This window comes from Rhodocytophaga aerolata (assembly GCF_030503435.1).
GTDB lineage: Bacteria > Bacteroidota > Bacteroidia > Cytophagales > 172606-1 > Rhodocytophaga > Rhodocytophaga aerolata.
This window is the reverse complement of the sequence record NZ_JAUKPO010000009.1, coordinates 207206-232619: the sequence shown is the minus strand read 5'-3', so window position 1 is coordinate 232619 and position 25414 is coordinate 207206. Positions and strand designations below refer to the sequence as shown.

The following is a 25414-nucleotide window of genomic DNA, read 5'->3' as shown; positions in this document are numbered from 1 at the left end:
TGGCAGAAGGGAAGCTTTTCAAAAGGGTAGTTAATAAAAGCTACCCTTTTGATTGTACGATAAGTAAGAAGTTAAGCTAGTACTACCAGTCCAGCTCACCTTCATCGTCGATGGTTTGTACCCGCTTATTGCGGCGTTTGCCATCCTCCTTAGGAGTTTTGGGAGTTTTCTTTCCTGCTTCTACAAACTCCAGGTCTATACTCCGCTTGGCAAGGTTGGTATCTTTCACAGTTACCATAACTTTATCGCCAAAGGAAATGATTTTACCTGTATGGCGGCCAATTACCCGGTAGTTATCAGCATCCAGGTCATAATAATCGTCGTCCATATCGCTCATCCGGACCATTCCTTCGCAGCGGGTTTCAATCATCTCCACAAAAATACCAAACTCCGTTACTCCAGTTACAATTCCTTCGAAAGGCCGGGTTTCCGCATTCTGCATGAATTCTACCTGTTTGTATTTGATAGAAGCTCTTTCAGCATCTGCCGCTACCTTTTCCATATCTGAGGAATGCCTTGATTTTTCTTCGTATTCGGCTTTGTTCACTGATTTGCCTTTTTCCAGATAATGCTGCAACAAGCGGTGAGCCATCATATCCGGATACCGGCGGATAGGCGACGTAAAGTGCGTATAATGCTTGAATGCCAAACCAAAGTGTCCGGTAGTTTCGGTACTGTACTTGGCTTTTGCCATAGTACGGATAGCCAGGCTTTGTAAAACCGATTGCTCTGGTTTGCCTTCAATTTCATCAATCATCTTATTAAGCGAAGATGACACCTTTTTCGCATCCGCATTAAGACTGTACCCTAGTTTTTTTACAAATGTGGAAAGCGTTTTAATCTTTTCTACATCCGGGAAGTCGTGAATACGGTATACCATGGTATTCCGGCTTTCGCCTTTCCGCATTTTATATACAAATTCAGCCACTTTTTTATTTGCCAGCAGCATAAACTCTTCAATCAGTTTATGGGCATCTTTCCGGATTTTGGGATAAACCGCCAGCGGCACGCCTTTTTCATCCAGTTTGAATTTTACTTCAATGGTTTCAAAACTGATCGCTCCTTTTTTGAACCGATCTTCTTTTAGTTTTTTCGCTAGATCATTCAAAAGCAAAAGCTCATCTGCAAAATCACCAGTTCCTGTTTCCAGTACCTGTTGTGCATCTTCATAAGAAAACCGCCTGTCGGAATGTATAATGGTACGGCCAAACCACTCAGTGAGTACCTTGCCATCTTTATCCATTTCAAATACAGCCGAGAAGGTTAGTTTATCTTCATTAGGACGTAAAGAACATAAGCCGTTAGATAATCTCTCTGGAAGCATGGGCACAACCCTATCTACCAGGTACACAGAGGTTGCCCGCCGGTAGGCTTCTCTTTCTAATATAGAGTCCGGCTTCACATAATGGGTTACGTCGGCTATATGGACGCCAATTTCCCAGGTATCATTCTCCAGCTTGCGTACTGAAAGGGCATCATCAAAATCTTTGGCATCTGCCGGATCTATCGTAAATGTCGTTATATCCCGGAAATCACGGCGTTTGGCTATTTCCGCATGGGTAATGCCCTCATCTATCTTTTCTGCTTCTTCTACTACCCGCTCTGGAAAGTCAAAAGGCAAGCCGAATTCAGCCATAATAGCGTGCATTTCGGTATTATGTTCGCCAGCTCTACCCAATACTTGAATTACTTCTCCCTCGGGTTTGCGGTTCTCGGTAGGCCACTGCGTAATTTTCACCAGTACCTTCTCGCCTTCTTTGGCTCCTTTAATGTTTTCTTCCCTTACATAAATGTCGGAATACATTTTTTTGTTATCCGGCACCACAAAGGCATATTTGGTAAGGATTTCGATGGTTCCAACATATTCATCTTTTTTGTGCTGTACAACTTCAATTACCTCACCCTCTTTCCGGCGGCCACCAGAACTGCTATACACAGCTACTTTAACGGTGTCACCATCCAAGGCACCTTTCAGTGAACTGGTATTTACCCAGATGTCTTCTCCCCCTTCTTCGGAAACAATAAAGGCATACCGGGGATTTACATGGTCTACCACACCGGTTATAGTAGTGGTAGAGGATGATTTTAGCTTATAGCTGCCGTTTTTCAGGTGAGCCAGGGTGTTATTGCGTTCCAGCTCAAATAAAGCATCGTATAAGGCATCTTCAGAACTTTTGGAACGTAAGGCTAATTTTCTTCTGAGCTGGGCAGCCGTGAAGGTTCTGTTCTTATTCTGATTAAAAAATGAAAGTAATACGTCTTTCAATTCATTACGAGTGTCTTCCGCTTTTCTACCTCTCGTGTTTTTCTCTTTTGTTTTTTTCATGTATATCGTATGGTTTCAATCGTAGAAACGGCTGAAACGCAGTTAAGTTGATTTGTTTATGGATTAATAATAGGAATTAAATTCAATACCTGTTGCTAAAATGGGAATTAATTTTGTGTTAGCTGCTACAAGTAGAAAATTGTGTTTCTCTGGCTTTATAACATAGACTGATAAAAAATAATGCGGCATCTCAGCATTTTATTTACGCTAGTATACGCTGAACAAGTTAATATGATTTGCAGGCAGATGGCTTGCTTCCCTGAACGATAAGCGGCTGTATACTTCCGAACACGCCAGATTTTGTTAGCAACATTACCCAAGCTTAAATACAATCGGTAAACTCATTCTCACTTTTACTTCCTGTCCTCTATGAACGGCTGGTGTCCACTTGGGGAATCCTTTGACTACCCGTAGGGCTTCCTCATCGCAGCCCCCTCCTATTCCTTGCATAAGTTCTATCCCAGAAAGGCTGCCATCTTTATTTACATAAAATTGCACCATTACTTTCCCTTCTATTCCCTTCCGTCTAGCCTGCGTGGGATACCGTAACGATTGCATCAGATACCGCATTAACCCGTTCATGCCTCCTTTGGGCTCTGGTAAAATTTCCAGCACCTTATAGCTGTAAGGCTTGCCTGCCTTGTCATAGCTAACGCCGCTTATCAATTCTCCGGCAGTATATTGCTCTGTAAATGGTATGGATTCATCCGTATCCGGTATTTGGTAGGTTCCCTCCCATTCACCGTGCTTTACTCCATTCTGGTAGCTGCCTTTTCCTGTCGTAATGCCATTTTCAACATACTGTACTTTTCCATTTCCGTTGGTTACCTGCTGTACGCCGGTGGAATCCCAGTAGCTTTCAATTTTGTAAGTATATTCCTCAGCTTTAAGTTTAATAGTATTTTGTTGCTTATCCGGAGATGTTTTCTTTTCAAAATAGCCTATTTCTGCAGGTAATCCATTTGCATACCACCATTCCCATTTACCGGTTCTGGCATTGTTTTCATAATTTCCCTTTGCATATAAATTTCTTGCGTAATCCTCATTGTTGAGGTAAAAATATTCTGCTGGCCCATTCAGCATATTATCTTTATCGACTGCCGCCACTCGGAAATAGCTGGCTTTTTCTTTCTGTTCAACCGGAAAAAGATTCCAGTCAACATACACTTTTGTGGCAGTGGTTTGTGCAAAAAGCTGGCTCTGCACAACTAGTAATGCAAAGCAGCAGATGGTAAGAATTGCTTTCATTCAGTTAATAAAGTTTGATACTATAAAATTATACATTTACCTTAGTGGAGCTAAGACTTTATAGGGCCAGATACAAGATAGAGCAAAAAATAAGAAAATTTGCCAACACACAAAAATCCTCCAGGCTAATATTTGTCAGACTATGGCAGCAACTGTATTTCACAAATCCTAAAATTTCTTATGTTAGCAAGCCGCTTCGTTATATATTGTTTATTATTTTTTGGTTTAATTGACCTTAGCTGTTCGGGCAACAATCAGGAAGCCTATGACGCACACAAAAAGGAGAATGAAGATTTTTTGAAAGAAAACGCCTCAAAAGAAGGTGTAAAAACGTTGCCCAGCGGCTTGCAATACATCGTGTTGAAAGAAGGTTATGGCTCAAGTCCGGAGCTTACTGAATCGGTTACGGTGCATTATCATGGTACCTTAATTGATGGTACTATTTTCGATAGTTCAATAGATAAAGGTCAGCCATTAACTTTTACGGTAAACCAGGTTATCCCTGGCTGGCAGGAAGCCTTACAATTAATGCCTCAGGGCGCCAAATGGCGGGTGTTTATTCCTTCAAACCTAGGATATGGTCAGAGAGGAGCAGGATCTAAAATTAAACCTAATTCTGTACTCATTTTTGATATGGAACTGATCTCTATTAATGGATAAAGAGATAAAGCGTATAGAAAGCACTTGTAGGTAAGTTGACTTTCTGTGTTAAAAAAAATAAATTTAAATAAATCAAGACTTTTTTGAACTTTTCAAACAGGCAATACATTATACTTTTACCCATCTAAAATCTGAAGCTGAGATGGATAATGCATGAAAATTCTGTATAGAGGGCTTATAGCTTTTAATTTATTTGTAGAAATTAAATCCAGGGCTTTTAAATCATCGTATTATTCATTAAATTACAATTACCTGTGCATACCTGATTATACATCAGAAACATGCCCAGTTAGATTGTATTCGTACAGAGCATCGGTCAGCTTAAAATAGTCTTTCTGGAATTTACGTAATAAGACGTATTTCGGTAGATACCAGGTATACCAGCTATTTTCTCGATAGCGACTAAATTCAATACAGCATCTTAGAAAGTAACTAATTGGTAATTCATAAGTTAACAGTACTGCGCTACAACCTCTACTTATAATTGCCAGCCAACTAACACATATTTTTAATTATGGGTGTTTTAGATAAAATCAAAACCAATTACAGTATTTCTGCTAATGAAATGTCCATAGCAGCGTATCTGGAGCTTTGCAAAAGTGATTCCAACGTGTATGCTAAACCAGCAGAACGGATTTTGGATGCTATCGGCTCTCCTGAGTACATTGATACGCGGGAAGATCCAACCCTTAGCCGTATTTTCTCCAACAAAAAAATAAAAGTTTACCCTGCTTTCAGAGAGTTCTATGGAATGGAAAACACCATTGAACAAATTGTATCTTATTTCAGGCACTCGGCCCAGGGGTTGGAAGAAAAGAAACAAATTCTCTACCTGATGGGGCCGGTAGGTGGCGGCAAAAGTTCGATGGCTGAGAAGTTGAAACACCTCATGCAGAAAAATCCTATTTACGTGCTCAAGGCAGGACAAGAGTTGAGTCCGGTTTTTGAGAGCCCCCTGGGATTGTTTGCCGATTTTAAGAAGGAAATGGAAGATGAATACAATATTCCAACCCGCTACATTCCGGTTTGCATGAGTCCATGGGCTACAAAACGGCTCCGCGAGTTTGAAGGAGATGTAAACCGCTTTAGTGTAGTTAAACTCTACCCTTCTATTCAAGACCAGATTGCCATTTCCAAAACTGAACCCGGCGACGAAAACAACCAGGATATTTCTACCCTGGTAGGTAAAGTAGATATCCGTAAACTGGCCGAATACCAGCAAAGCGATCCGGATGCCTATTCCTATACCGGTGGTTTGTGTCTGGCCAATCAGGGGATTATGGAGTTTGTGGAGATGTTTAAAGCCCCGATAAAAGTCTTGAATCCACTGCTGACAGCTACACAGGAAAACAACTACAAAGGTACCGAACCTATTGGCGCTATTCCATTCGAAGGTATCATTCTGGCACACTCCAACGAATCGGAATGGGCTAAGTTTACCAATGACAAAAAGAATGAAGCCTTCCTGGACCGTATTTATAAGGTGCAGGTACCCTATTGCCTCCGCGTAAGCGAAGAAATCAAGATCTATGAAAAACTGATCCGGGAGAGTTCATTACGGGAAGCTACCTGTGCGCCTAAAACACTGGAATTGTTATCTCAGTTTTCAGTAATGACCCGTATTAAGGAACCCGAGAATTCCAATATCTACTCTAAAATGCGGGTATATAATGGGGAAACACTGAAAGAAACCGATCCGAATGCCAAATCTATTCAGGAATACCGCGACGAAGCAGGAATTAATGAAGGCATGAATGGCATATCAACCAGGTTTGCTTTTAAGATTCTTTCCAAGGTATTTAATTTTGATTCAGAAGAAATTGCAGCCAATCCTGTACACTTACTGTATGTACTGGAGCAGGAAGTAATTAAGCTTAGTTTGCCAAAAGAAACTGAGGATAAATACCTGGATCTGATAAAATCGGTTCTGGCCAGCAAATATGCGGAATTTATTGCCGATGAAATTCAGAAAGCCTACATTGAATCATACAGCACGTATGGCCAGAATATTTTCGAAAAATACGTAACCTATGCCGACTACTGGATGCAGAACATAGATTACCGTGATCCGGATTCGGGAGAAAGTCTAGACAGACGTATGCTGAATCAGGAACTGGAGAAAATTGAAAAGCCTGCTGGCATCGCTAATCCGAAAGATTTCCGGGCAGAGATTACTAATTTTTCCCTGCGGTACAAAGCCAATAACAATGGCCAGACTCCTCGCTGGGATGCGTATGAGAAGATTAAAAATGTAATTGAGAAGAAGATTTTCACCAACACCGAAGATCTGCTGCCAATTATATCATTCAATGCAAAATCCAATGAGGATGATGAGAAAAAGCATAAAGATTTTATCAAACGGATGAAAGACAGAGGATATACCTACAAGCAAATCCGGATTCTGGTAGACTGGTTTATGCGTGTCAGAAAAACAATGTCCTAATCTAACAAGAGCAGTATAGGCAAATTATACTGCTCTTCTTTTCTCATTAACACCCGTTCAACCCATGAGCAATATTATTGACAGGCGTAAAAATGCCAAAGGGAAGTCTACCGGTAACCGGCAGCGGTTTCTGAAACGCGTAGAAGGCCAGATAAAAAAAGCCTTACCAGATATTATTAGCCAGGAGAGTATCCAGGAAAGTAATACTGGTGGCAAAGTAAAAGTACCTATTAAAAGTATTAAAGAACCTGCTTTCTCGCACGATCCGGCTTCAGGTAACAAGCAAATTGTACGGCCCGGCAACGACCGTTTCAGTGAAGGAGATAAAATTCCTAAACCCAAAGGGAGTGGCCATGGTGGCGGACGTGGCAAGGGATCTAACAGCCCGGAAGTAAGCGAAGACGAATTTGCCGTTGTACTCTCCAGAGAAGAGTTTCTCAAATACTTTTTTGAAGACCTGGAACTGCCAAATATGGTGCAGAAGTTTTTGGAAAACACCGAATCTTTTGAGAACAAAAGAGCTGGCTTCATTAAATACGGGAATCCTTCCAGGCTGAATATCAAAACAAGTTATCAGCAGTCGCTAGCCCGGCAAATAGCTTTACGGGGTGCTTTTCTGGCTAAATTTAAGAAACTGGAAGCAACCCTGGCTACAACCACTGACCCAGTTCAACTTGCAGCGTTGCAGGCAGAAATTGAGAAAGTGAAAAAACAGTCGAATACTATCCCCTTCTTTGAAGATGTAGACTTGCGGTATAACCATTTTGAACAGATACCCCTGCCTACTACTTCGGCGGCTATGTTCTGCATTATGGACGTATCAGCTTCTATGGGCTATCATGAAAAAGATATAGCCAAACGCTTTTTTACCCTGCTCTATATATTTTTAACTAAACAGTACCTGAATGTAGAACTTATATTTATCCGGCACCACACCACAGCTAAGGAAGTGGATGAATATGAATTTTTCAATTCCAAAGAAAGTGGCGGCACTGTAGTTGCCCCTTCCCTGGAATTGATGGATAAAATTATTAAAGAACGGTACAGTGGCGGAAACTGGAACATTTACTGCTGCCAGGCTTCGGATGGCGATGTATGGTCGGATTACGATGCCGATGAGTGCGGCGTTATTCTACGGACGCAAATTTTGCCAGCCATTCAGTACATGGCTTATATTGAAATCAGCAACCATTCGCGGGATAGTTCCTTGTGGAGAACCTACCGTAGCCTGGAAGATGAAAACCGTTTCTCTATGCGTAAACTGTATGATGTAAGTCAGATATGGCCAGTCTTCAGGGGTTTATTCAAAAAAGAAAAAGCTATTCCAAGCTAGGCCAAAGGCTACCCTATATAAACACCAGGTATGAAAGTACCTGGTTTAACTTTTATGATAAAATTCCCGGTACCCTTTCAAAAGCAGTTCAAGGATGTTGCCGGCATAGTTTACCCGATTTTTTATACCCATGAATACAGAATTATACAGGCGTCTGTTCAGCAATCCCACCTGGGATGACCAAACGCTGGAGGCAGCCGACGAAATAACCAGTAAAATAGGTAGAGAGTCGTTAAAACTCCTTACCTATCCCAATCAGATTGAGATCGTAACGGCCGAGCAAATGCTAGACGCATACTCACTGATCGGTTTACCTACTTCTTATCCGCATTGGAAATTCGGAAAAGATTTTGTACTGAATCAAAACAATTATTCTAAAGGACGAACGGCCCTCTCCTACGAAATGGTAATTAATTCTAACCCATGTATTAGTTATAACATGGAGAATAATACCACCTGCATGATGGTGCTGGTTATTGCCCATGCCTGCCAGGGTCACAATGCTTTTTTTGCGAATAACTACATGTTTAAAGACTGGACCGCCGCCGATTCAATCATCGACTATATGGTGTTTGCCAGGGATTTTATTCTAAAATGCGAAGAAGAAGTGGGCCATGAGGAGGTTGAACGTGTTTTAGATGCGGCCCATGCCTTAATGAATCATGGGGTGGATAAATACCGTAAGCCCACTAAACTTTCGGCCAGGCAAGAAAACGAACGGCTAAAAAACCTGGTGAACTTTAAACGGCAAACATATAATGAACTTTGGAGAACAGTACCAAAGCCCAGACCCATTGCTGATGGCCAATTTCACCGGAGTTTCAAATTCCCGGAAGAGCCAGAGGAAAACATTTTATACTTCATTGAAAAAAATGCGCCAACCCTGCCTGTCTGGAAACGGGAAATTATCCGGATAGTCCGTAAAGTGTCGCAATATTTCTATCCACAGGGCCTTACAAAAGTGATGAATGAGGGGTTTGCAACCTTTGTTCACTACCACATTATTAATGAGATGTATGATAAGAAGCTGGTAGACGACAATTTTATGTTGGAGTTTATTCATAGCCATAGCTCTGTGCTGTATCAGCCGGAATACAACAGCCGGTATTTTTCCGGGCTTAACCCTTATACTCTGGGTTTCAATATTTTTATGGACATCAAGCGGATTTGCCAGAACCCGACACAAGAAGATAAATACTGGTTTCCTAACCTGGCGGGCAAAGACTGGCTGGAAGAAATTCACTATGCCATGCAAAACTTCCGCGACGATAGTTTTATTCTGCAATATTTATCGCCAAAAGTTATCCGGGATATGAAGTTGTTTGTGGTAGCAGATAACGAAGACGACGATGATTATGAAGTTAGTGCTATTCACAATGAACGTGGCTACCGTAAAGTGCGCGAATCGTTAAGCAACCAGTACATGCGGGAGTTTTATGTGCCTGATATTCAGGTAGACCGGGTAGATCTACATGCAACCAGCAAATTGCATCTGGTGCACCGGGTTATTAACGAACGCAGTTTACATAATGAAGAGGCGAAAGATACGCTGGAGCATATACGGTATTTATGGGAATTTCCTGTACAACTGGTTTCTAAAAACAAGCTAGGAATTAACGATAAAATATTTGAGAGTTAGTTGGCTACCAAAGTCTATAAACTACAAAGAGCTAAGTTGGGTAAATCGCCAGCTTAGCTCTTTTTTTATACGGTTCTTTGTTTTCTCCATCCTTGCTTACCAATTTTTTTGAGGCGGCCTCACCAAAGAATCATTCGCCTGATAATAGGTACCTCCATTTTTATAAGGCAATGGCGGCTGCGTAATAGTTGATTGTGGCATATTAACTGATTGGCTGGGATTATACGCCCCACTGTTGTTATTAACCGGGCTATTGCCAAAGGCATCGTAGGTCTGATTGGGAAGTTCCAGGAAAATCATTGGCCTGTTGAATGGAATGTCATTTTGAGGTGAAATGATCTGCTTGCGGTTTACCTCCTTATAATTCTGAATAACCGGTGCGTTAGCCTGGTAGGCTTTGTTAATCGAACTATTCACTTGCGGATTGGTGATGTTGCTCTCAACTTCATCTTCCGTATTTGCATCGTCAGCAGAAGATGGGGTTGAGGCTCCGGCCTCGGGCCTCACTTGGGCAAACACGCCGGAAGGAGGCAATAATGTTATACTCAAGGCCACTATTGCGCCGGGTAATAGTTTTTTTATATCTCTGATATTCATAGCTATATTGATTTAGTTCTTTTAATAAGTACTTCCTTTTCCCCCTATTTGTTTTATTTTTAGCCAAATCAGGTAAAAATAAAAAGGCTGTTTTTAGAACAGCCTTTTATTAGTAATATCAAACTCTATTTACTTCCTTTACTTTTCGCATCCGGATTCATTGGGCTGTTACCACTTAAGGCTTTGGCTTTTTCATAGTGTTCTTTAATCAACGGAAGTGTTTTAGATGCAAAGGCTTGTAATTGACTATCACCTTCGTTGCTTACCAATGCATGCTTCTCAAACAATTGTACAGATTTCGCGTGGTCTTTTACCATGGCCTGTATATATTCTTTGTCAAACTCAGCACCAGACAATTTGGCTAATTTATCTCTGAGTGCTTTATGCTCCGCAGAAAGTTCATTAGGTAAATCATACTTCATCGTTGAATTCATCATGTTTACCTCACCACTTGCTGTGCTGTTGTTGGCAGAACTATTCAGATCCTGCGAATTATCTGATGAGTTAGGGGTAGTACGGCTGATCCTGCTGTTGCTCATACTGCTGGTAGTTCCACCGGAATTGGCTCCTGCTCCACCACCGCCAGTACCATCAGATTCGTTTTCCTGCACATTAGCATCATTTGCTGTGGCCGGTGAAGTATTGCCTGGTTCTGTTAATTCGCCTCTGCCTACCCTGGTTCCACTCATGCTGGGGTTTGTAGTAGAATTGGCATCTGCCTGTGAATTCGAATTGCTGTTACTTCCATTGGAAGGTGTATTTTGTGATGCTGCCCCATCAGATGATCTTCCCTGCTGGCTACCAGTTGTACCAATGGCCCCGCCAGCATTACCTGAACTATACGTACTCCCGGTATCAGTAGTTCCTCCGGAAGCATTCGTTGAATTATCTGCGCCAGCCTTATCCTTAGAGGACATATTGCTATTGTACTGGCCATTAGTTTTTCCATCGGCCTGTGTATTCCCAGTAGTTCCGGCAGTGCCCCCGGTTGAACTCATTTTATCGGCATCATTGGCATCTGTATCCGTAGAACCTACCGAGTTAGCACTTGTGTAAGCAGATACAATAGAAGCAAGTTCAGTCTGGGCAGTGGTATGGTGTTGTATCATCATCTGAGCATATTCTTTCACTTTATCAGAAGATGACTTTTGCATGGCCAGTTCGCTAAGCTTTATTTCCGCCAAATTCGATTCAGAAGCCTTTTTTACAAAATTGGCATCAGCAGCATTATGGCTCATCGATTTTTTACCTCCCTTGGTAGCATTTTGGGTAGTTCCATGGTTGGCATGGCCTTGCGATTGCTGAGTACTCGGATTTGTCTTTGGTTGGGTCTGAGCAAAAGTATTTTCAGGCACCCCAATCAATATACCGGCTGCTATCATCATAGAAGCAGTCAGCTTATGTATAATATTTCGTTTCATAACTGGTTTTTTAATGTTTGTTATAATGCTATACCATTTTTATTGGATTATGTTGCAAAAAATCTATACTTTTTTCATGTAGAAAATAAGTAATAAATTAATGCAGCTAGGTTTAGCATATAAAAAAAGCTTACAATGCCAGATAGATGTGGCATTGTAAGCTTTACGACAGGTAAATGAACTAGCTTATTTTGTAGTAAGCACGCCTATTTCGGCGAAAGAAGCAAAGTTCTTGTTGTGAATCTCTGTTAACGCTTTTAATTTAATAAACCGTGCTTTTACTTGTGTAAAGTGTTTAGTTTGTAATACCGGATTGTTTTTAATATTACTGAACTCTCCGGAGGACACAGGTTTACCCCATGATTTACCATCCTGGCTGACATAAAATTCATATTGCGCAATGGTTCCTTCAATATTTCTTCCCTGTAAAGGCAAATACGTAAATCCTTCTAAAGCAAGTTCCTCTCCTAAGTCAATTACTACCTCGCAAGGGAATGGCAAAGAGTTATCTTTGGTACGGCTGCTCCATCCAGTTTCCGGGTCATCATCAATAAGTTTGGCTATGTTCTTATAGGCAACTGCTTGGGTGCTGATCACTTTCCATTTCTTCTTGGCTATGTCAAAATCCATCCGGCTTACCGGACTTTGTTTTCCGCTCGCATCTATTGCCAGGGCTTTCAAAGTGGCCTTGGTTTGTAAAGGAAAAGAAGCCTTGTATTTCTTGGATTGTTTGTTAGGCTCAGAACCGTCGGTCGTATAATAAAGGGTTACGCCTGTATCTGGAGCCCGCAGGCTTACCACTCCTTCTTTCGTACGGTTGATTTCTGGAGCGGCCAATAAAGCAGGTGCATGATATAGTTCTACGTTGGTAATTAGCGGACTTGCTTTGGCCTCCAATATTGTTACCCGTACTTTGGAAGCACTTATTGTAGGGAAGCGAAGAATCCGCTTATACCCAATAGTTGTTCCTTTGGCTATCTCTTTCCAGGCTCCGTTCGTAAATGCTTCTACGGAAAAAGATTTCACCCGTTGGCCCAGCTTTATATACTCCTGCACAACAAACCGGTTGATTTCGGTAGCCTTGCCTAAGTCTACTTCTACTGAGCCTTTGTGCGTTCCATCTGCTGTAGCCCAGTAAGTAGTGTCATCCCCATCCACCACATTAGCAGCCGCAAATACTTCTTTATCTCTCTCTTGGCTAGCTGTGACTTTTTTACCTTTTGCCAGATTCGTTGAAAAGTCCGCATCAATTACTGCTTTTAATTCTTTCAAGCGCTGAACATCATTTTCATGTACAAGCCCTCTGCGGTCTATTGGCAGATTTAGCAGCAAGTTGGAACCCCTGCCTAGAGATTTATAGTAAATATCTACCATATGTGTCAGGGATTTCACCTTATGGTCTTCTGACTGGTGATAATACCAACCTGGCCTAATGGAAACATCTGTTTCGGCAGGTATCCAGTGTGTTCCGTCTTCGTGGCCTGGGGTAAGCTCCTGATACTTTTCATACCCAGGGTACACTTTGTCGCCGTTTAGCGTTGCCCAATTGGTTTCTCCTGCAATTCCTTCTTCATTACCCACCCAACGGCAACCCGGGCCTGCATCGCTGAAGATAATAGCTTTAGGCTGGTATTTATATACCGTTGCAATGAATCCGGGCCAGTCGTAAACCTGCTTTTTGCCATTTGGCCCTTCGCCATTTGCCCCATCAAACCAGACTTCAAATACATCGCCATAGTTAGTGAGAACTTCTTCCAGGGTTTTCTTGAATATTTCGTTGTATTCCGCTGTGCCATATGCCGGATGATTTCTGTCCCAGGGAGACAGGTATACGCCAAATTTTAGCCCATACTCTTTACAGGCATCCGATAATTCCCGTAATACATCGCCTTTCCCGTTCTTCCAGCTGCTATTTTTCACTGAATGCTGGGTGTATTGTGAAGGCCATAAACAAAAGCCATCATGATGCTTGGCTGTAATAATAATTCCTTTCATTCCGGCTTCTTTTGCCACTTTGGCCCATTGCCGGCAGTCTAACTGTGTTGGATTAAAGGCTGACGGCGATTCTGTACCATGTCCCCACTCCTCGTCAGTAAATGTATTCATGTTGAAATGCGCAAATGCATAATATTCCATTTTGTGCCAATCTAGCTGCTGCGGGGAAGGAGTAGCTCCGAATGGCGCGGGAGGAGATTTCTGGGCACTGGTCTGGAAGCGGCAAAATAAAAGTAAAAAGAAAAATATACTAAAACGGGGGCGTAACAAGTTCATGGGATTGGTTAACATTTTTAGCAAAAACTACACCTGTAAATTATAGTTTTTGCAAGATCACGTTAGTTAAAAATAGGTTTAGTGATTCAATACGTTTGATATAGTTTCATAAGTAACAAGAGTAACATCTTATTACTATGCACACGTATAATCCTTATATTATTTGGTTATATGACTTTTGGAATCAATTAGTTGATTGTTAGTTCCATTATGAACGGCATAATTGAATCCGGGATGAATGGCGTAAGCTCCATATTCTCCATTTTTGTTCATAGCCAGAAAACCCACCTGCAAGTCAGTAACATCTTTGTACCGTTTTAAGATGCGGTCTACAGCCATTTTACAGGCCTGCTCCGGGGTATTTCCCTGACGCATCAATTCTACTACCAAGTGGCTGCCTACGATTTTAATCACAGCCTCCCCTACTCCGGTAGCACAAGCACCGCCTACTTCATTATCTACATATAAGCTGGCACCTATGATGGGAGAATCGCCTACCCGGCCGTGCATTTTCCAGGCCATTCCACTGGTGGTACAAGCTCCGGACATATTTCCGGCACTGTCAATGGCCAGCATGCTAATAGTGTCGTGGTTCTCTCTGTTTACAATAGGTTTATATTGAGCAGTTTTTAACCATTCTTTCCAGGCTTTTTCTGCTTCTTTGGTTAGTAGGTTTTCTTTTTTAAACCCATTGGCCAGGGCAAACTGCAAAGCTCCTTCTCCTGCCAGCATTACGTGGGGTGTTTTCTCCATCACCAGTCTGGCTACAGAAATAGGATGTTTGATGTGTTGCAAAAAAGCCACCGAGCCACAATTTCCCTGTTCATCCATAATACAGGCATCTAATGTAACTTTACCATCACGGTCAGGAAGCCCGCCATAGCCAACACTGTTCATTGCAGGATCGGCCTCCGGCACTTTAACGCCTTGTTCTACTGCATCCAAAGCCCTGCCATTGGCAGCTAACACTTTCCAGGCAGCATCATTGGCTGGCAAGCCATGATTCCAGGTGGAAATAACAATAGGTTTGATAGCAGATTGGTTTACAGAGCTACCAGGCAGGACTCTTGCCAATGTGCTTCCGCTTACTAAAGCAGAGCCAGCTAATGAACGGAGAATAAATTTACGGCGGCTGTTCATAGATATGGTTTGGGGATAAAGATCAATAAAAAATCCAATTTACAAAAAAGATCAATAGATAAAAGTAAAAGACCTCAACGGTTTTGGAAACCGCTGAGGTCTTTCAGAAATAACGCTGAAGTTCAGGTAGATACTATTCGATAAGTGCCATTTGTTCTTCGTTCATTTCTATATTATGATATACTTTCTGCACATCATCATCGTCTTCCAAAGATTCGATTAATTTCATTACTTTCTTAAATGCTTCATCATCCAGTTTCACAAACGTGTTTGGGATACGTTGCAACTCAGCATTTTCTACTACGATCTCCATTTCATCGAGCTTTTTCTGCAACGCACCAAAATCCTCACGGGCGCAATATACAGTAATATATCCTTCTTCAAATTCTACATCTTCCGCTCCGGCATCTATCAACTCCAGGGTAAATTCATCCACATCAATCCCTTCCGGCTGCACAATGGTAAAAACGCCTTTGCGGGCAAAAATAAATTCCAACGATCCATTCGTACCCAAAGCACCTCCATATTTATTGAATAAGGACCGGACGCTGGCCACTGTGCGGTTTAAGTTATCTGTGGTACATTCCACAAAAACCGCCACGCCATGAGAAGCATATCCTTCATAGGTATGTTCTGTATATTGGGCACCATCCGTACCAGATCCTTTTTTTATAGCCCGTTCAATGTTTTCTTTCGGCATATTGGCTCCTTTCGCATTTTGAATTGCTAATCGAAGACGTGGATTACTAGCTGGTTCTGAACCTCCTTCGCGGGCTGCAATGCTTATTTCTTTAATAATTTTTGTAAATATCTTTCCTCTTTTGGCGTCTAGTGCCCCTTTTTTTCGCTTTATGGTCGACCATTTACTATGTCCTGACATATGACTTCTACAGTTTATGCTACTAATTCTGATTTGTATGCAAATTAATCAATCTTGAGAAGATGTAAAAGGAAGACTTTAGATGAAGTTATCTATAGACAATGAGACAGGCTAAGGAATTTATACGCTGCACCATCAGATAGAAAAGCAGAAATTGATCTGAGATAGGCTTTCACCTTTTTTGGAATAGGAAGCGGCGTTTCGATTCCCCAGCCACAAGAAATATACTTGTAAGTATAGAGAACATTAGCCCTGTTGCCATGTGAATAAGAATGCCTTTCTCTATAGAACCAGATTAAATATAGAAATCTTTTTGTTTAATCAGCACCAGGCATTTGCTTTATACTCTCCGAACCTGGTTGTGTCTGTTTATTGCTTTTAGCTACATTCTTTTCATAGTATTTACAAAAATGCGTGAGCGGGCAAATGTCACATTTAGGCGACCGGGCAACACAAATATACCGGCCATGTAGAATAAGCCAGTGATGTGCACGAGAAATATATTGCGTGGGAATGTATTGTATCAATTGTTGCTCCACTGCCAGCGGTGTTTTAGCATCTTCTTTCGCCAGCCCCAGCCGCTTCGAAACCCGGAAAACATGCGTATCTACGGCCATTACCGGCTGGTTCCAGACTATGGAGGCGATTACATGCGCCGTTTTGCGGCCTACACCAGGCAATTTCTGCAATTCTTCAACCGTCGCTGGTACTTCCCCACTAAAATCTTTTACCAGCATCTGGGCCATTCCCAGCAGATGCTTGGCTTTGTTATTAGGATACGATATACTGCGGATATAAGGAAAAATTTCGTCCACAGAGCTAGCGGCCATTTCGTACACAGAGGGAAACCGTCCAAATAAGGCAGGGGTAGTCATATTTACCCGCTTATCTGTACATTGTGCACTCAATATCACAGCTACCAGTAATTCATAAGAGTTGGTAAAGGATAATTCGGTTTCTGGTTCGGCATAATGCTGGGTAAAGTATTCTACAAAATGCTTGAACCGTTCTTTTCTATGCATAAAAGGCTCTGTATAAACCCCTAAATCCCCTGAATGAAAACTACAATAGTCTCGTCCAGGGGATTTAGAAATGAATTATTTTGATTTTATTATGGTCTATTCGTTTGAAACTCTCTGGAATACGTGAGTATTTGTCCAAGTACTTTATCGGAAGGCTCTCTCATTATTTTCGATATTTCCTGCTTTATTCCCAAAATTTCTTCATAGAACGTCCGCAAGTCGGTATCGGTTAATAAGGTGTAAGCAATCAGTTTATTCTCTTCCGCTGAGGTTTCTTTGTAGACATACCTGATTACATCATTTGGGGTAAATGTTTTGATCATAATTTATATTATATTTAGTCATCTGCTTCCGCAAATTGATCAATGCATAACGCATTCTCCCCAACGCTGTATTGATACTTACCCCTGTTGCTTCAGCAATTTCCTGGAAACTCATATCTGCATAATGCCGCATTAACAGAACTTCCTTTTGTTGTTCAGGCAACTTCTGAATCATCTCCTTCAACTTCTCATGCGTTTCCATTTTTATCTGAACCGATTCAACTGAATCTTCAGAGAAATTTAACGTATTAAATACATTGCTTCCATCTTCCAATATTACGGTAGGATAACGTTTCTCCTTCCGGAAATAGTCTATAGCTAAGTTATGCGCAATCCGTACGATCCATGGTAAAAACTTCCCCTCTTCGTTATATCGGTTCGTTTTAATGGTCGTGATCGCTTTGATAAACGTATCTTGTAATAAATCTTCGGCTATATATGAATCTTTCACAATCAGATAAATAGCCGTATACACTTTGGATTTGTGTCTTTTTACCAGTAGTTCAAAAGCTTTCTCGTTACCGTTTTGATAAAGTGATACTAACGCACCATCACTTACTAAACTTTTTTCCATTTGCGAATCTTATTTAGTGAACGTAAAGCTTTATATCATAGTATACTGTTTAGAAGTTTTTTGAATTTTTGAGAAAGGCAATATTTCAAAACTACAGAGAAGAATTCAGATATGCAAGGGCTCCTGAGTCGATGTAAGGAAATTGCACATTTTTTTTATGATAAATATCCTATAAAATACTTTTAACATCCAATAACCTGTTACGCTTTCTGCTTTTATCTACCTAACTTTGTATGTGATGAACAGAGAAAAAGAGCTTGTGGCCGTGCCACAAAACCAACTATTAGACCAGCTGGACCCTAAAGAATTTATAATCATAAAAGGTGCCAGAGTTAATAATTTAAAAAACCTGAGTGTTGCCATTCCCCGAAATAAGCTTGTTGTAATTACCGGTTTGTCAGGTTCTGGCAAATCTTCACTAGCCTTTGATACACTTTTTGCAGAAGGGCAGCGGATGTATGTAGAAAGTTTAAGCTCGTATGCGAGGCAATTCCTTGGGCGAATGGAAAAACCGGAAGTGGAATACATAAAAGGCGTATCACCTGCCATTGCCATAGAGCAGAAAGTAAGTACCCGAAACCCGCGTTCTACGGTTGGCACCAGTACTGAAATATATGATTATTTAAAGCTGCTCTTTGCCCGGATTGGTATTACTTACTCCCCTGTTTCCGGAAATATTGTAAAAAGAGATTCCGTTAGTGATGTAATAGATTACTTATATACGTTTGAAGATGGACAGCGCTTTATGATCATGGCCCCCATGCACCATGATAAAAGCCGCTCGTTGCAGGATGAATTAAAAGTATTACTTCAGAAGGGATTTACGCGGATAGTAGCCGGAGGCAAACTCATATTTCTGGAAGAAGCTATTGAAAAAGGGTTAACTGAGGCTAATCCGGATGAAGTATACATATTAATAGACAGAAGTACAGTAAACCATGAAGACGAAGACAACCGATTCCGTTTATCAGATTCTGTGCAAACGGCCTTTTATGAAGGAGAAGGTGTATGCCTGGTTGAAGTAATAGGTAAAGAAACACGTACCTTTTCTGATAAATTTGAATTAGATGGAATCGTTTTTGAAGAACCGAGTATTAATCTCTTCAGTTTCAATAACCCCTATGGTGCCTGCCGCCGTTGCGAAGGCTTCGGTAAGGTACTGGGTATAGACGAAGATCTGGTTATTCCTGATAAATCTTTGTCTGTATACGAAGGAGCTATTGCTCCCTGGCGCACAGAGAAAATGAATGAATGGCTTACACCGCTGGTAAAAAATGGTATCAAGTTTGATTTTCCCATACACCGCTCCTATCAGGACTTAACAGAAAAGGAAAAAGAGCTGTTGTGGACAGGCAATCAATACTTTGATGGGTTAAATGCATTCTTCCGGCATATTGAATCACAAACGCATAAAATTCAATACCGGGTAATGCTTTCCCGGTACAGGGGGCGTACCACTTGTCCGGAATGTAAGGGAAGCCGGCTTCGCAAAGATGCAGCCTATGTAAAAATTGCCGGCAAATCTATTACCGATCTGGTATTAATGCCGATAACGAAATCTGCTCAGTTTTTTGAGCAACTGCAATTAGATATCTATCAAGAAAAAGTAGCGCAGCGCATCTTACTGGAGATTCAGAACAGATTAAACTACCTTATTAAAGTAGGACTTGGATACATAACCCTCAACCGACTAACTTCAAGTCTTTCTGGTGGCGAATACCAGCGCATAAAACTGGCTACTTCCTTAGGGAGCGCCTTGGTTGGCTCTATGTATATTCTGGATGAACCCAGTATTGGATTACATCCCCGGGATACCCAACGGCTAATTGGCGTACTGGAACAATTACGGGATCTGGGAAATACGGTAATTGTGGTAGAACATGAAGAAGAAGTTATGCGAATGGCCGATCAAATCATTGATATTGGGCCAGATGCTGGTTCACATGGCGGAGAGTTGGTATTTCAGGGAACACAGGACGAAATTTATCTGGCAGATACCCACACCACGCGGTTTTTGAATGGAACAGATAAAATTTATGTACCAAAAGTAAAACGCCGCTGGTCGGATTTTGTAGAGGTACAAGGCGCCCGGGAAAACAATCTGAAGAATATTTCTGTTAAATTTCCTATTGGTGTACTAACAGTCGTGACCGGCGTAAGTGGTTCTGGCAAATCTACCTTAATAAAAAAAGTTTTATACCCTGCCTTAAGTAAAATATACGGGAACTACAGCGAAGAATCGGCCAAGTTCGACCGCATTGATGGCAGCCTCACCTTGCTTACCCAGGTAGAGTTTGTTGACCAGAATCCTATAGGAAAATCTTCTCGTTCTAATCCAGTCACGTACATTAAAGCCTATGATTTAATCCGTAACCTGATGTCGGACCAGCCACTGGCTAAAGCCCGATCTTATAAACCTGCACATTTCTCTTTTAACGTAGATGGCGGACGCTGTGAAGTTTGCCAGGGTGAAGGTGAAGTAAAGATTGAAATGCAGTTTATGGCCGATATTTTTCTAAAATGCGAAAGCTGCCATGGCAAACGTTTCAAAGGCGAAATCCTGGAGATCAAATACAAAGACAAAGATGTGGCCGACATTCTGGATATGACCATTGATGAGAGTATTGATTTCTTTGCGGATAAACCTAAATTACTCGAAAAATTATTGCCTTTACAAGAAGTGGGCCTTGGCTATGTAAGGCTCGGACAATCTTCCAATACACTTAGTGGCGGTGAGGCACAGCGGGTAAAATTAGCTTCATTTTTAGGGAAAGGAAACCCACACCAAGGCAGCACCTTATTTATATTTGATGAGCCTACTACCGGCCTCCATTTTCACGATATTCAGAAATTACTGCATGCCATTAACGCTCTGGTAGAGCAGGGAGATTCTGTCATTATTATTGAGCATAATATGGATGTAATCAAATGCGCTGACTGGATAATTGACCTGGGTCCGGAAGGAGGCGAAAATGGCGGCTATGTAACCTTTGCAGGTTTACCAGAAGATATGCTGAAACTAGAGAATAATTATACGGCTACCTTTTTGCGGGAAAAGATGTAGGAGTGAAGTTTTCCCATAAGGCACTGTGAGGTGGCTTCCCTACTGCACCCATTCAAAATCATCAGTTTTCGGCATGGCCTCTAGTATGGTTTTATCCTCTATAATAGGTAAGGTTAATTTCCGTATTCTGGTATTGATCCAGGCGGCGTCGATGGTAAGTATGGCACAAACAGTTCCATCATTTCGGATAAAGTCATGTTGTATGCTGAATCTGGAAAAATCCTGACGGGCTTTCTTTAATTTGCTGGTTAGTTGTATGGAATCACCATACCGGATTTCTCTGCGGAAAATACATTCTTCCCGGAACAATACAGGCCCAAATTCTGCCTGTTGCATAAAATGTACGGTGAGCCCTATGGAATGTAGTAAATCGATTCGGGCTTGTGCAGCAAAATCATAATAGGCTGTGTGCCGTAAATGAAAATTAGGGTCAAGGTCTGCCCACCGGATAGAGAGGTCTTTTATGTAAGCTGCCATTTCTTGTTTATTCTTTTTAAAAATAAAAGCGGTACCTGTTTCCAGATACCGCTTTTTATCAACTCATTATTTATATTATAAACCAGCAGGTCTGTTCAGATCCAGATCATCTGAATCTAATCTGCGGTCATTATCAAGTCTGTTACGGTCATTATCCAGATCCAGTCTGTCTTTATCATATCTGTCTTTGTCAGTACCAGTCAGGTTTTCTACGTCTACGTCTGTGCGGCGTACAGTATCTCTTACTACTTCATCCCGCTCTGTTACTTCTTTATTCAAGCGTACTTCTTCGACTATGCGGGCTTCTTTATTCACCATTGCCTGCTCTGCATGTTCAGTCATTTCAATGGTACCTTCCTGGAAATTATTCAGGTCAGCAGCAGAAGCCGGACGGTTAACAGGATTTCTTTCTACGGTTACGTGTTCTTCACGCAGGCGAAGATGCTCTTCTACTGGGCGCTCAACAATCCGGCTGCGGAGGCGTACACCACCTGTAGTTACTTCACGCTTACCTACATTCAGGTTTTCTTCAATGATCGGAATAGACTTTTCAGAATCTATCGTGTCCCTATCCCTGAAACTTGTATCTGTATCTAACCTGTCTGTATCCAGCCTGGATGTATCAGCATATCCACTAGTTGTGGTATCTACAAAGCCGGTTGGAGCGGCAGAACTTCCGTAACCTAATTTCATTGCACGGTCGTTCACATCCACTGATCCATACTCATCCAGAATGTCAGCGGCTCTTTCAGCTTCTGCCATAGACTGTGCATGTACGGTTACAACACAACTTTTGCTGGCTACTCTGGAATATTTGTCAGCTTCATCCCCTCCAAACAATGAACTAAAGAAATTACCTACTTTATCGCCAAAGTCAACATCTCCATCTCCATCTCTGTCACGTTTGTCGTAAGTAGAACCACTAGTGGAGCCATAAGCAGAGTCACTCTTGTTTGAAATATCTATACTGCTTCTGGAGAAGCCATTGCTTACCAGATTGTCAACTGCATTTTGTGCATCTCTCGAGTTGTCAAAAACTCCAATTACTGTTTGTGCCATGATTTTTGGTTTTAAGGTTTAAATTGTGGTTTGTTTTAATTGAAAATTTAATTAATCAGGTGTTATTGCTTCATTTACTGAATTCGAGGTGAATTAGCTTCTGTACGATTTATTACTTCCCTATCTACAGTTACTTCTTCTTTGCGTAAGGTTACCTCTTCTTGCTTTTTGGTTTGCACCAATTTTTTGGTTATCCGTATTTCTTCTACTAATACTAGTTTTTTTTGAATCACTACTTCTTCCCGCAAAACTGGGATGATCATGGTAGCTCCATCGTGCCTGATTGAAGGGGGCGTATCTACGTATTGGTTTATTTCCACTCGCTCTACCTCATGTTCTTCATGAATGAGTGGAACATCTACCATTACGTTTTCTTCATGTACTTTTTTGGAAACACGGACTACACCCGATTCTATTACTTGTTTCTCTATCCGTGCCTGCTCTTCAATTACAGGGATTACCATCGATTGCTGAGAATCGTGCGTATCTAACGGACGGCTTCCATATTCGGAATCCCGGTTTGAGTCTGTCGTTGGGTTCATCTTCTATTACCAGTTTAATTCCTTGCTAATCTTAGTTGCTATCCTTTTTCTGACCATATTTTCATATACCCACACAGGTATACCTATGGAAGTTTTCCAGAAATACAGAACAACAAATTTCCTATAAGCTTACGGTGTGACGTGCACAAGGTTTTGTGTTTTACGATCTTTTTTCATACTATTTATCAGTTAAACACAAATGAATCTTGGCACTTAATTATTATTCAGGCATTTACATAACAAAAAAGAGGATTCATATATGTTACTCATTGTCACATACATGAATCCTCCCAGCGGACCTTAACTAAAACTTAGTTACCTATCAGATAGAGAAACCAAATGATATCCTCTATTTTATAAGTATATAAGCTTACGAAAGCTTAATACATTTTAGTCATCTTCTAATTTCAATTGTTTCGTCCAGAGTTTGTACACCCGGCCATATACATTCCCTTCTTCATCTATCGGATACTCCATACCAAGCTTTGCCATAAAATCTACGATTTGCCAACAATCGCCATACTCAAACTCATCGTCCGGATATGCTTTATCTTCCTCCCCCAGGTCATCCCATCTAACAAAGTACTTTTCTATCGTAGCTGCCGAAAGGCCAGAAACATACTGAACAATCTCTGGTGCATTTCCCTGCCAGCTCTGCAGTTCCTGGTCCGAAATAACATCCTGCCAATAGTCTGGCACTGGGTTAAAGCGGCTAACTAGTTGCCCTTTATGAAATAACTGGAACATCCATAAATCCTCATCGTGAATATGAAAGGAGAAAACACTGGTTTGTAGATCTAGCGACAGAAAGGCTGATGCATCATCCCATTCTATAAAATCGTTTGGATATAGCACCGTTGTATGTTGCCCATGCTCCGAAATAATTGCCAGGTTTGGATGATCTTCTTCTACCTCTTCTCCTAGCAGCCCACCTTCAGCATTTGTTGCAAATTTGCGCAGACTAGTTTCTACTTCTTCTGCTCGTTTATTAATAACCCCTGAAATTGATAGAAATATTCCCATTCTAATGCGTCTGTTACTAATTTATAATTTAAAATCCGTATAAGCCTTGTCATAGAAACGTACGTTTCTGTCTTTAGTAAGCGTTTAGTATTGAGTGACATTTTTTCTTTACTACCGGATTAACTAATACCTGTTATGAATGCACCTTCTATCCTGAAATATTACCTAGCTTGTACCCTATCTTTATCTTACTGATAAATAAAAGAACTGACAAAAAAATCAACAGATACGCTAACCATTGAATAAAGCTTACTTGTTCATTAAAAGCAAAGAAGGCCACTAAAAAACTAACCAACGGGTTAATATACATGAGTATACCTACTGTAGCTGATTTTAATCCTTTTAATGCAAACAAATTTAAAAATAAGGGCAAAATCGTAAATACGGTGCTTAACACAAAAACAATCCCGTAAAACTCAGCTGATGCAGGTGGAACACCCCTGAAACCCTGCCCAAGGCAACTGATTAACAAAAAGGCCATCCCAACCTGCAAAGTTAATAGCACCATTTTGTCATAGACCTTAACATACCGCTGCGAGATCAGGTACAGGGCATACGATAAGGCAATAAGTAAACTAAATGCCATATTCCCCAAAGATTCGTATCCAAGAATTGCACAACTTATAAAACTAATTGCCACCGCCAGCCACTGTTGAGGGCTTAGGCTTTCTTTCAATAAGGCATATCCCAGAAAGGCCGTAAGGATGGGACAAATTAAATAAGCAAAAGATGCGGTTTGCAGGCTAACCTGATTGACGACATAAATGAAAAATAGCCAGTTTGCCGTAAGCAACAAACTTCCTGCTATAGCAGCCAGAATACTTACCAACCGGCTTTTTTTGTCAGAGGCTTTATACAGTGCAACGGTATCGGCTATGGCTTGTCTTCGGAATAGTATAAGCAGAACCGGCAAACATATAAAAGCCATAAGTATTCGATAGAATAAGATCTGGGTACTCGGATAGGTACTTAATCCTTTTAATGGAAATGCAATAAATCCCCAGATAATATAGGCACCGATGGCAGCGAAAGTATAGGAAGTAGATCTCAAGGAATAATCAGAATGTTAGTGGCAAATTTGCTCAGGAAACCGTCTATAAACAGGATAAGTTCGGTAATTAATTTTTAACAAAATTGTTAACATACTTACTCATAGTTCCGTTTAGACGGTCAGATTAAGCCGGAATACACTAAGTATTTATCAAAAAAAGTAAAGTTCTTTCTCAATTGATAAAATCGGGTAGAAAAATCATATTAATTTCTGGCATTTCGTGTAATAATTTTTTGTTTGATTCGTATACATATTCGTTATTAAAACTGTTTTCGACTCTAATTCTCTGCTAACCTTAAGCCCTTCATTGGATCAATCACG

20 protein-coding genes are annotated in these 25414 nt (G+C 41.0%); 5 read left to right on the top strand and 15 right to left on the bottom strand.

Annotated elements, in window-relative coordinates; all coding sequences use genetic code 11:
• Window positions 1–82 precede the first annotated feature (82 nt).
• Together rnr and Q0590_RS17450 are read right to left on the bottom strand one after the other, a co-directional pair.
• Complete coding sequence (gene rnr, locus Q0590_RS17455; protein WP_302038868.1) at window positions 83–2326, bottom strand: ribonuclease R; 2244 nt, start codon at window positions 2324–2326, stop codon at window positions 83–85.
• A 312-nt stretch (window positions 2327–2638) separates the two neighbouring features.
• Entirely contained in the window at window positions 2639–3574 is a 936-nt protein-coding gene (locus tag Q0590_RS17450) for an energy transducer TonB (RefSeq protein ID WP_302038867.1), read from the bottom strand.
• Between the two features lie 180 nt (window positions 3575–3754).
• Here Q0590_RS17450 and bamJ point away from each other — a divergent pair, with 180 nt between their 5' ends.
• The 4 genes from bamJ (at window position 3755) to Q0590_RS17430 (ending at window position 9649) form a co-directional block, all read left to right on the top strand.
• Window positions 3755–4234, top strand: a complete 480-nt coding sequence (gene bamJ / locus Q0590_RS17445; protein ID WP_302038866.1) for a BamJ family beta-barrel-assembly machinery protein — start codon at window positions 3755–3757, stop codon at window positions 4232–4234.
• Window positions 4235–4748: 514 nt separating this feature from the next.
• A complete protein-coding gene (locus Q0590_RS17440; RefSeq protein ID WP_302038865.1) occupies window positions 4749–6677 on the top strand; it encodes a PrkA family serine protein kinase in 1929 nt (642 codons plus the stop codon).
• A 64-nt stretch (window positions 6678–6741) separates the two neighbouring features.
• On the top strand, window positions 6742–8010 hold the full coding sequence (locus Q0590_RS17435; protein WP_302038864.1) for a YeaH/YhbH family protein: 1269 nt from the start codon (window positions 6742–6744) through the stop codon (window positions 8008–8010).
• Between the two features lie 130 nt (window positions 8011–8140).
• Window positions 8141–9649, top strand: a complete 1509-nt coding sequence (locus tag Q0590_RS17430) for a SpoVR family protein (RefSeq protein WP_302038863.1) — start codon at window positions 8141–8143, stop codon at window positions 9647–9649.
• A gap of 96 nt (window positions 9650–9745) precedes the next feature.
• On the opposite strand, the gene Q0590_RS17425 is transcribed toward Q0590_RS17430, so the two are convergent.
• The 8 genes from Q0590_RS17425 to Q0590_RS17390 all read right to left on the bottom strand — a co-directional run bounded on the left by Q0590_RS17425 (window position 9746) and on the right by Q0590_RS17390 (window position 17877).
• Entirely contained in the window at window positions 9746–10246 is a 501-nt protein-coding gene (locus Q0590_RS17425) for a hypothetical protein (RefSeq protein WP_302038862.1), read from the bottom strand.
• A gap of 125 nt (window positions 10247–10371) precedes the next feature.
• Window positions 10372–11667: a DUF4142 domain-containing protein gene (locus Q0590_RS17420; protein WP_302038861.1), complete on the bottom strand. Its 1296-nt coding sequence runs from the start codon at window positions 11665–11667 to the stop codon at window positions 10372–10374.
• A gap of 186 nt (window positions 11668–11853) precedes the next feature.
• Window positions 11854–13938 (bottom strand): alpha-L-fucosidase, encoded by a 2085-nt coding sequence (locus Q0590_RS17415; RefSeq protein ID WP_302038860.1) that lies wholly within the window; start codon window positions 13936–13938, stop codon window positions 11854–11856.
• A gap of 159 nt (window positions 13939–14097) precedes the next feature.
• The gene (locus Q0590_RS17410; protein WP_302038859.1) at window positions 14098–15078 is read right to left on the bottom strand and encodes an isoaspartyl peptidase/L-asparaginase family protein; all 981 of its coding nucleotides are present in this window, start codon (window positions 15076–15078) and stop codon (window positions 14098–14100) included.
• 133 nt (window positions 15079–15211) lie between these two features.
• Complete coding sequence (locus Q0590_RS17405) at window positions 15212–15958, bottom strand: YebC/PmpR family DNA-binding transcriptional regulator (RefSeq protein ID WP_302038858.1); 747 nt, start codon at window positions 15956–15958, stop codon at window positions 15212–15214.
• A 317-nt stretch (window positions 15959–16275) separates the two neighbouring features.
• Window positions 16276–16980: an endonuclease III gene (gene nth / locus Q0590_RS17400; RefSeq protein WP_302038857.1), complete on the bottom strand. Its 705-nt coding sequence runs from the start codon at window positions 16978–16980 to the stop codon at window positions 16276–16278.
• An 89-nt stretch (window positions 16981–17069) separates the two neighbouring features.
• A complete protein-coding gene (locus Q0590_RS17395; protein WP_302038856.1) occupies window positions 17070–17303 on the bottom strand; it encodes a hypothetical protein in 234 nt (77 codons plus the stop codon).
• The gene (locus Q0590_RS17390; RefSeq protein WP_302038855.1) at window positions 17278–17877 is read right to left on the bottom strand and encodes an RNA polymerase sigma factor; all 600 of its coding nucleotides are present in this window, start codon (window positions 17875–17877) and stop codon (window positions 17278–17280) included. Before Q0590_RS17390 ends, Q0590_RS17395 begins: the two co-directional genes overlap by 26 nt.
• 238 nt (window positions 17878–18115) lie before the next feature.
• On the opposite strand from Q0590_RS17390, the gene uvrA reads away from it, so the two are divergent.
• Window positions 18116–20941, top strand: a complete 2826-nt coding sequence (uvrA, locus tag Q0590_RS17385; protein ID WP_302038854.1) for an excinuclease ABC subunit UvrA — start codon at window positions 18116–18118, stop codon at window positions 20939–20941.
• Between the two features lie 39 nt (window positions 20942–20980).
• On the opposite strand, the gene Q0590_RS17380 is transcribed toward uvrA, so the two are convergent.
• The 5 genes from Q0590_RS17380 to Q0590_RS17360 form a co-directional block, all read right to left on the bottom strand.
• Complete coding sequence (locus tag Q0590_RS17380) at window positions 20981–21418, bottom strand: acyl-CoA thioesterase (protein ID WP_302038853.1); 438 nt, start codon at window positions 21416–21418, stop codon at window positions 20981–20983.
• 75 nt (window positions 21419–21493) lie between these two features.
• Window positions 21494–22477, bottom strand: coding sequence for a YsnF/AvaK domain-containing protein (locus tag Q0590_RS17375; protein WP_302038852.1), 984 nt, complete (start codon window positions 22475–22477; stop codon window positions 21494–21496).
• A 74-nt stretch (window positions 22478–22551) separates the two neighbouring features.
• Window positions 22552–23019 carry a YsnF/AvaK domain-containing protein gene (locus tag Q0590_RS17370; RefSeq protein WP_302038851.1) on the bottom strand — a complete coding sequence of 156 codons (468 nt, stop codon included), beginning with the start codon at window positions 23017–23019 and terminating at the stop codon, window positions 22552–22554.
• Between the two features lie 390 nt (window positions 23020–23409).
• Complete coding sequence (locus Q0590_RS17365) at window positions 23410–24042, bottom strand: hypothetical protein (protein WP_302038850.1); 633 nt, start codon at window positions 24040–24042, stop codon at window positions 23410–23412.
• 148 nt (window positions 24043–24190) lie between these two features.
• On the bottom strand, window positions 24191–25093 hold the full coding sequence (locus tag Q0590_RS17360) for an EamA family transporter (protein WP_302038849.1): 903 nt from the start codon (window positions 25091–25093) through the stop codon (window positions 24191–24193).
• Between the last annotated feature and the right edge of the window lie 321 nt (window positions 25094–25414).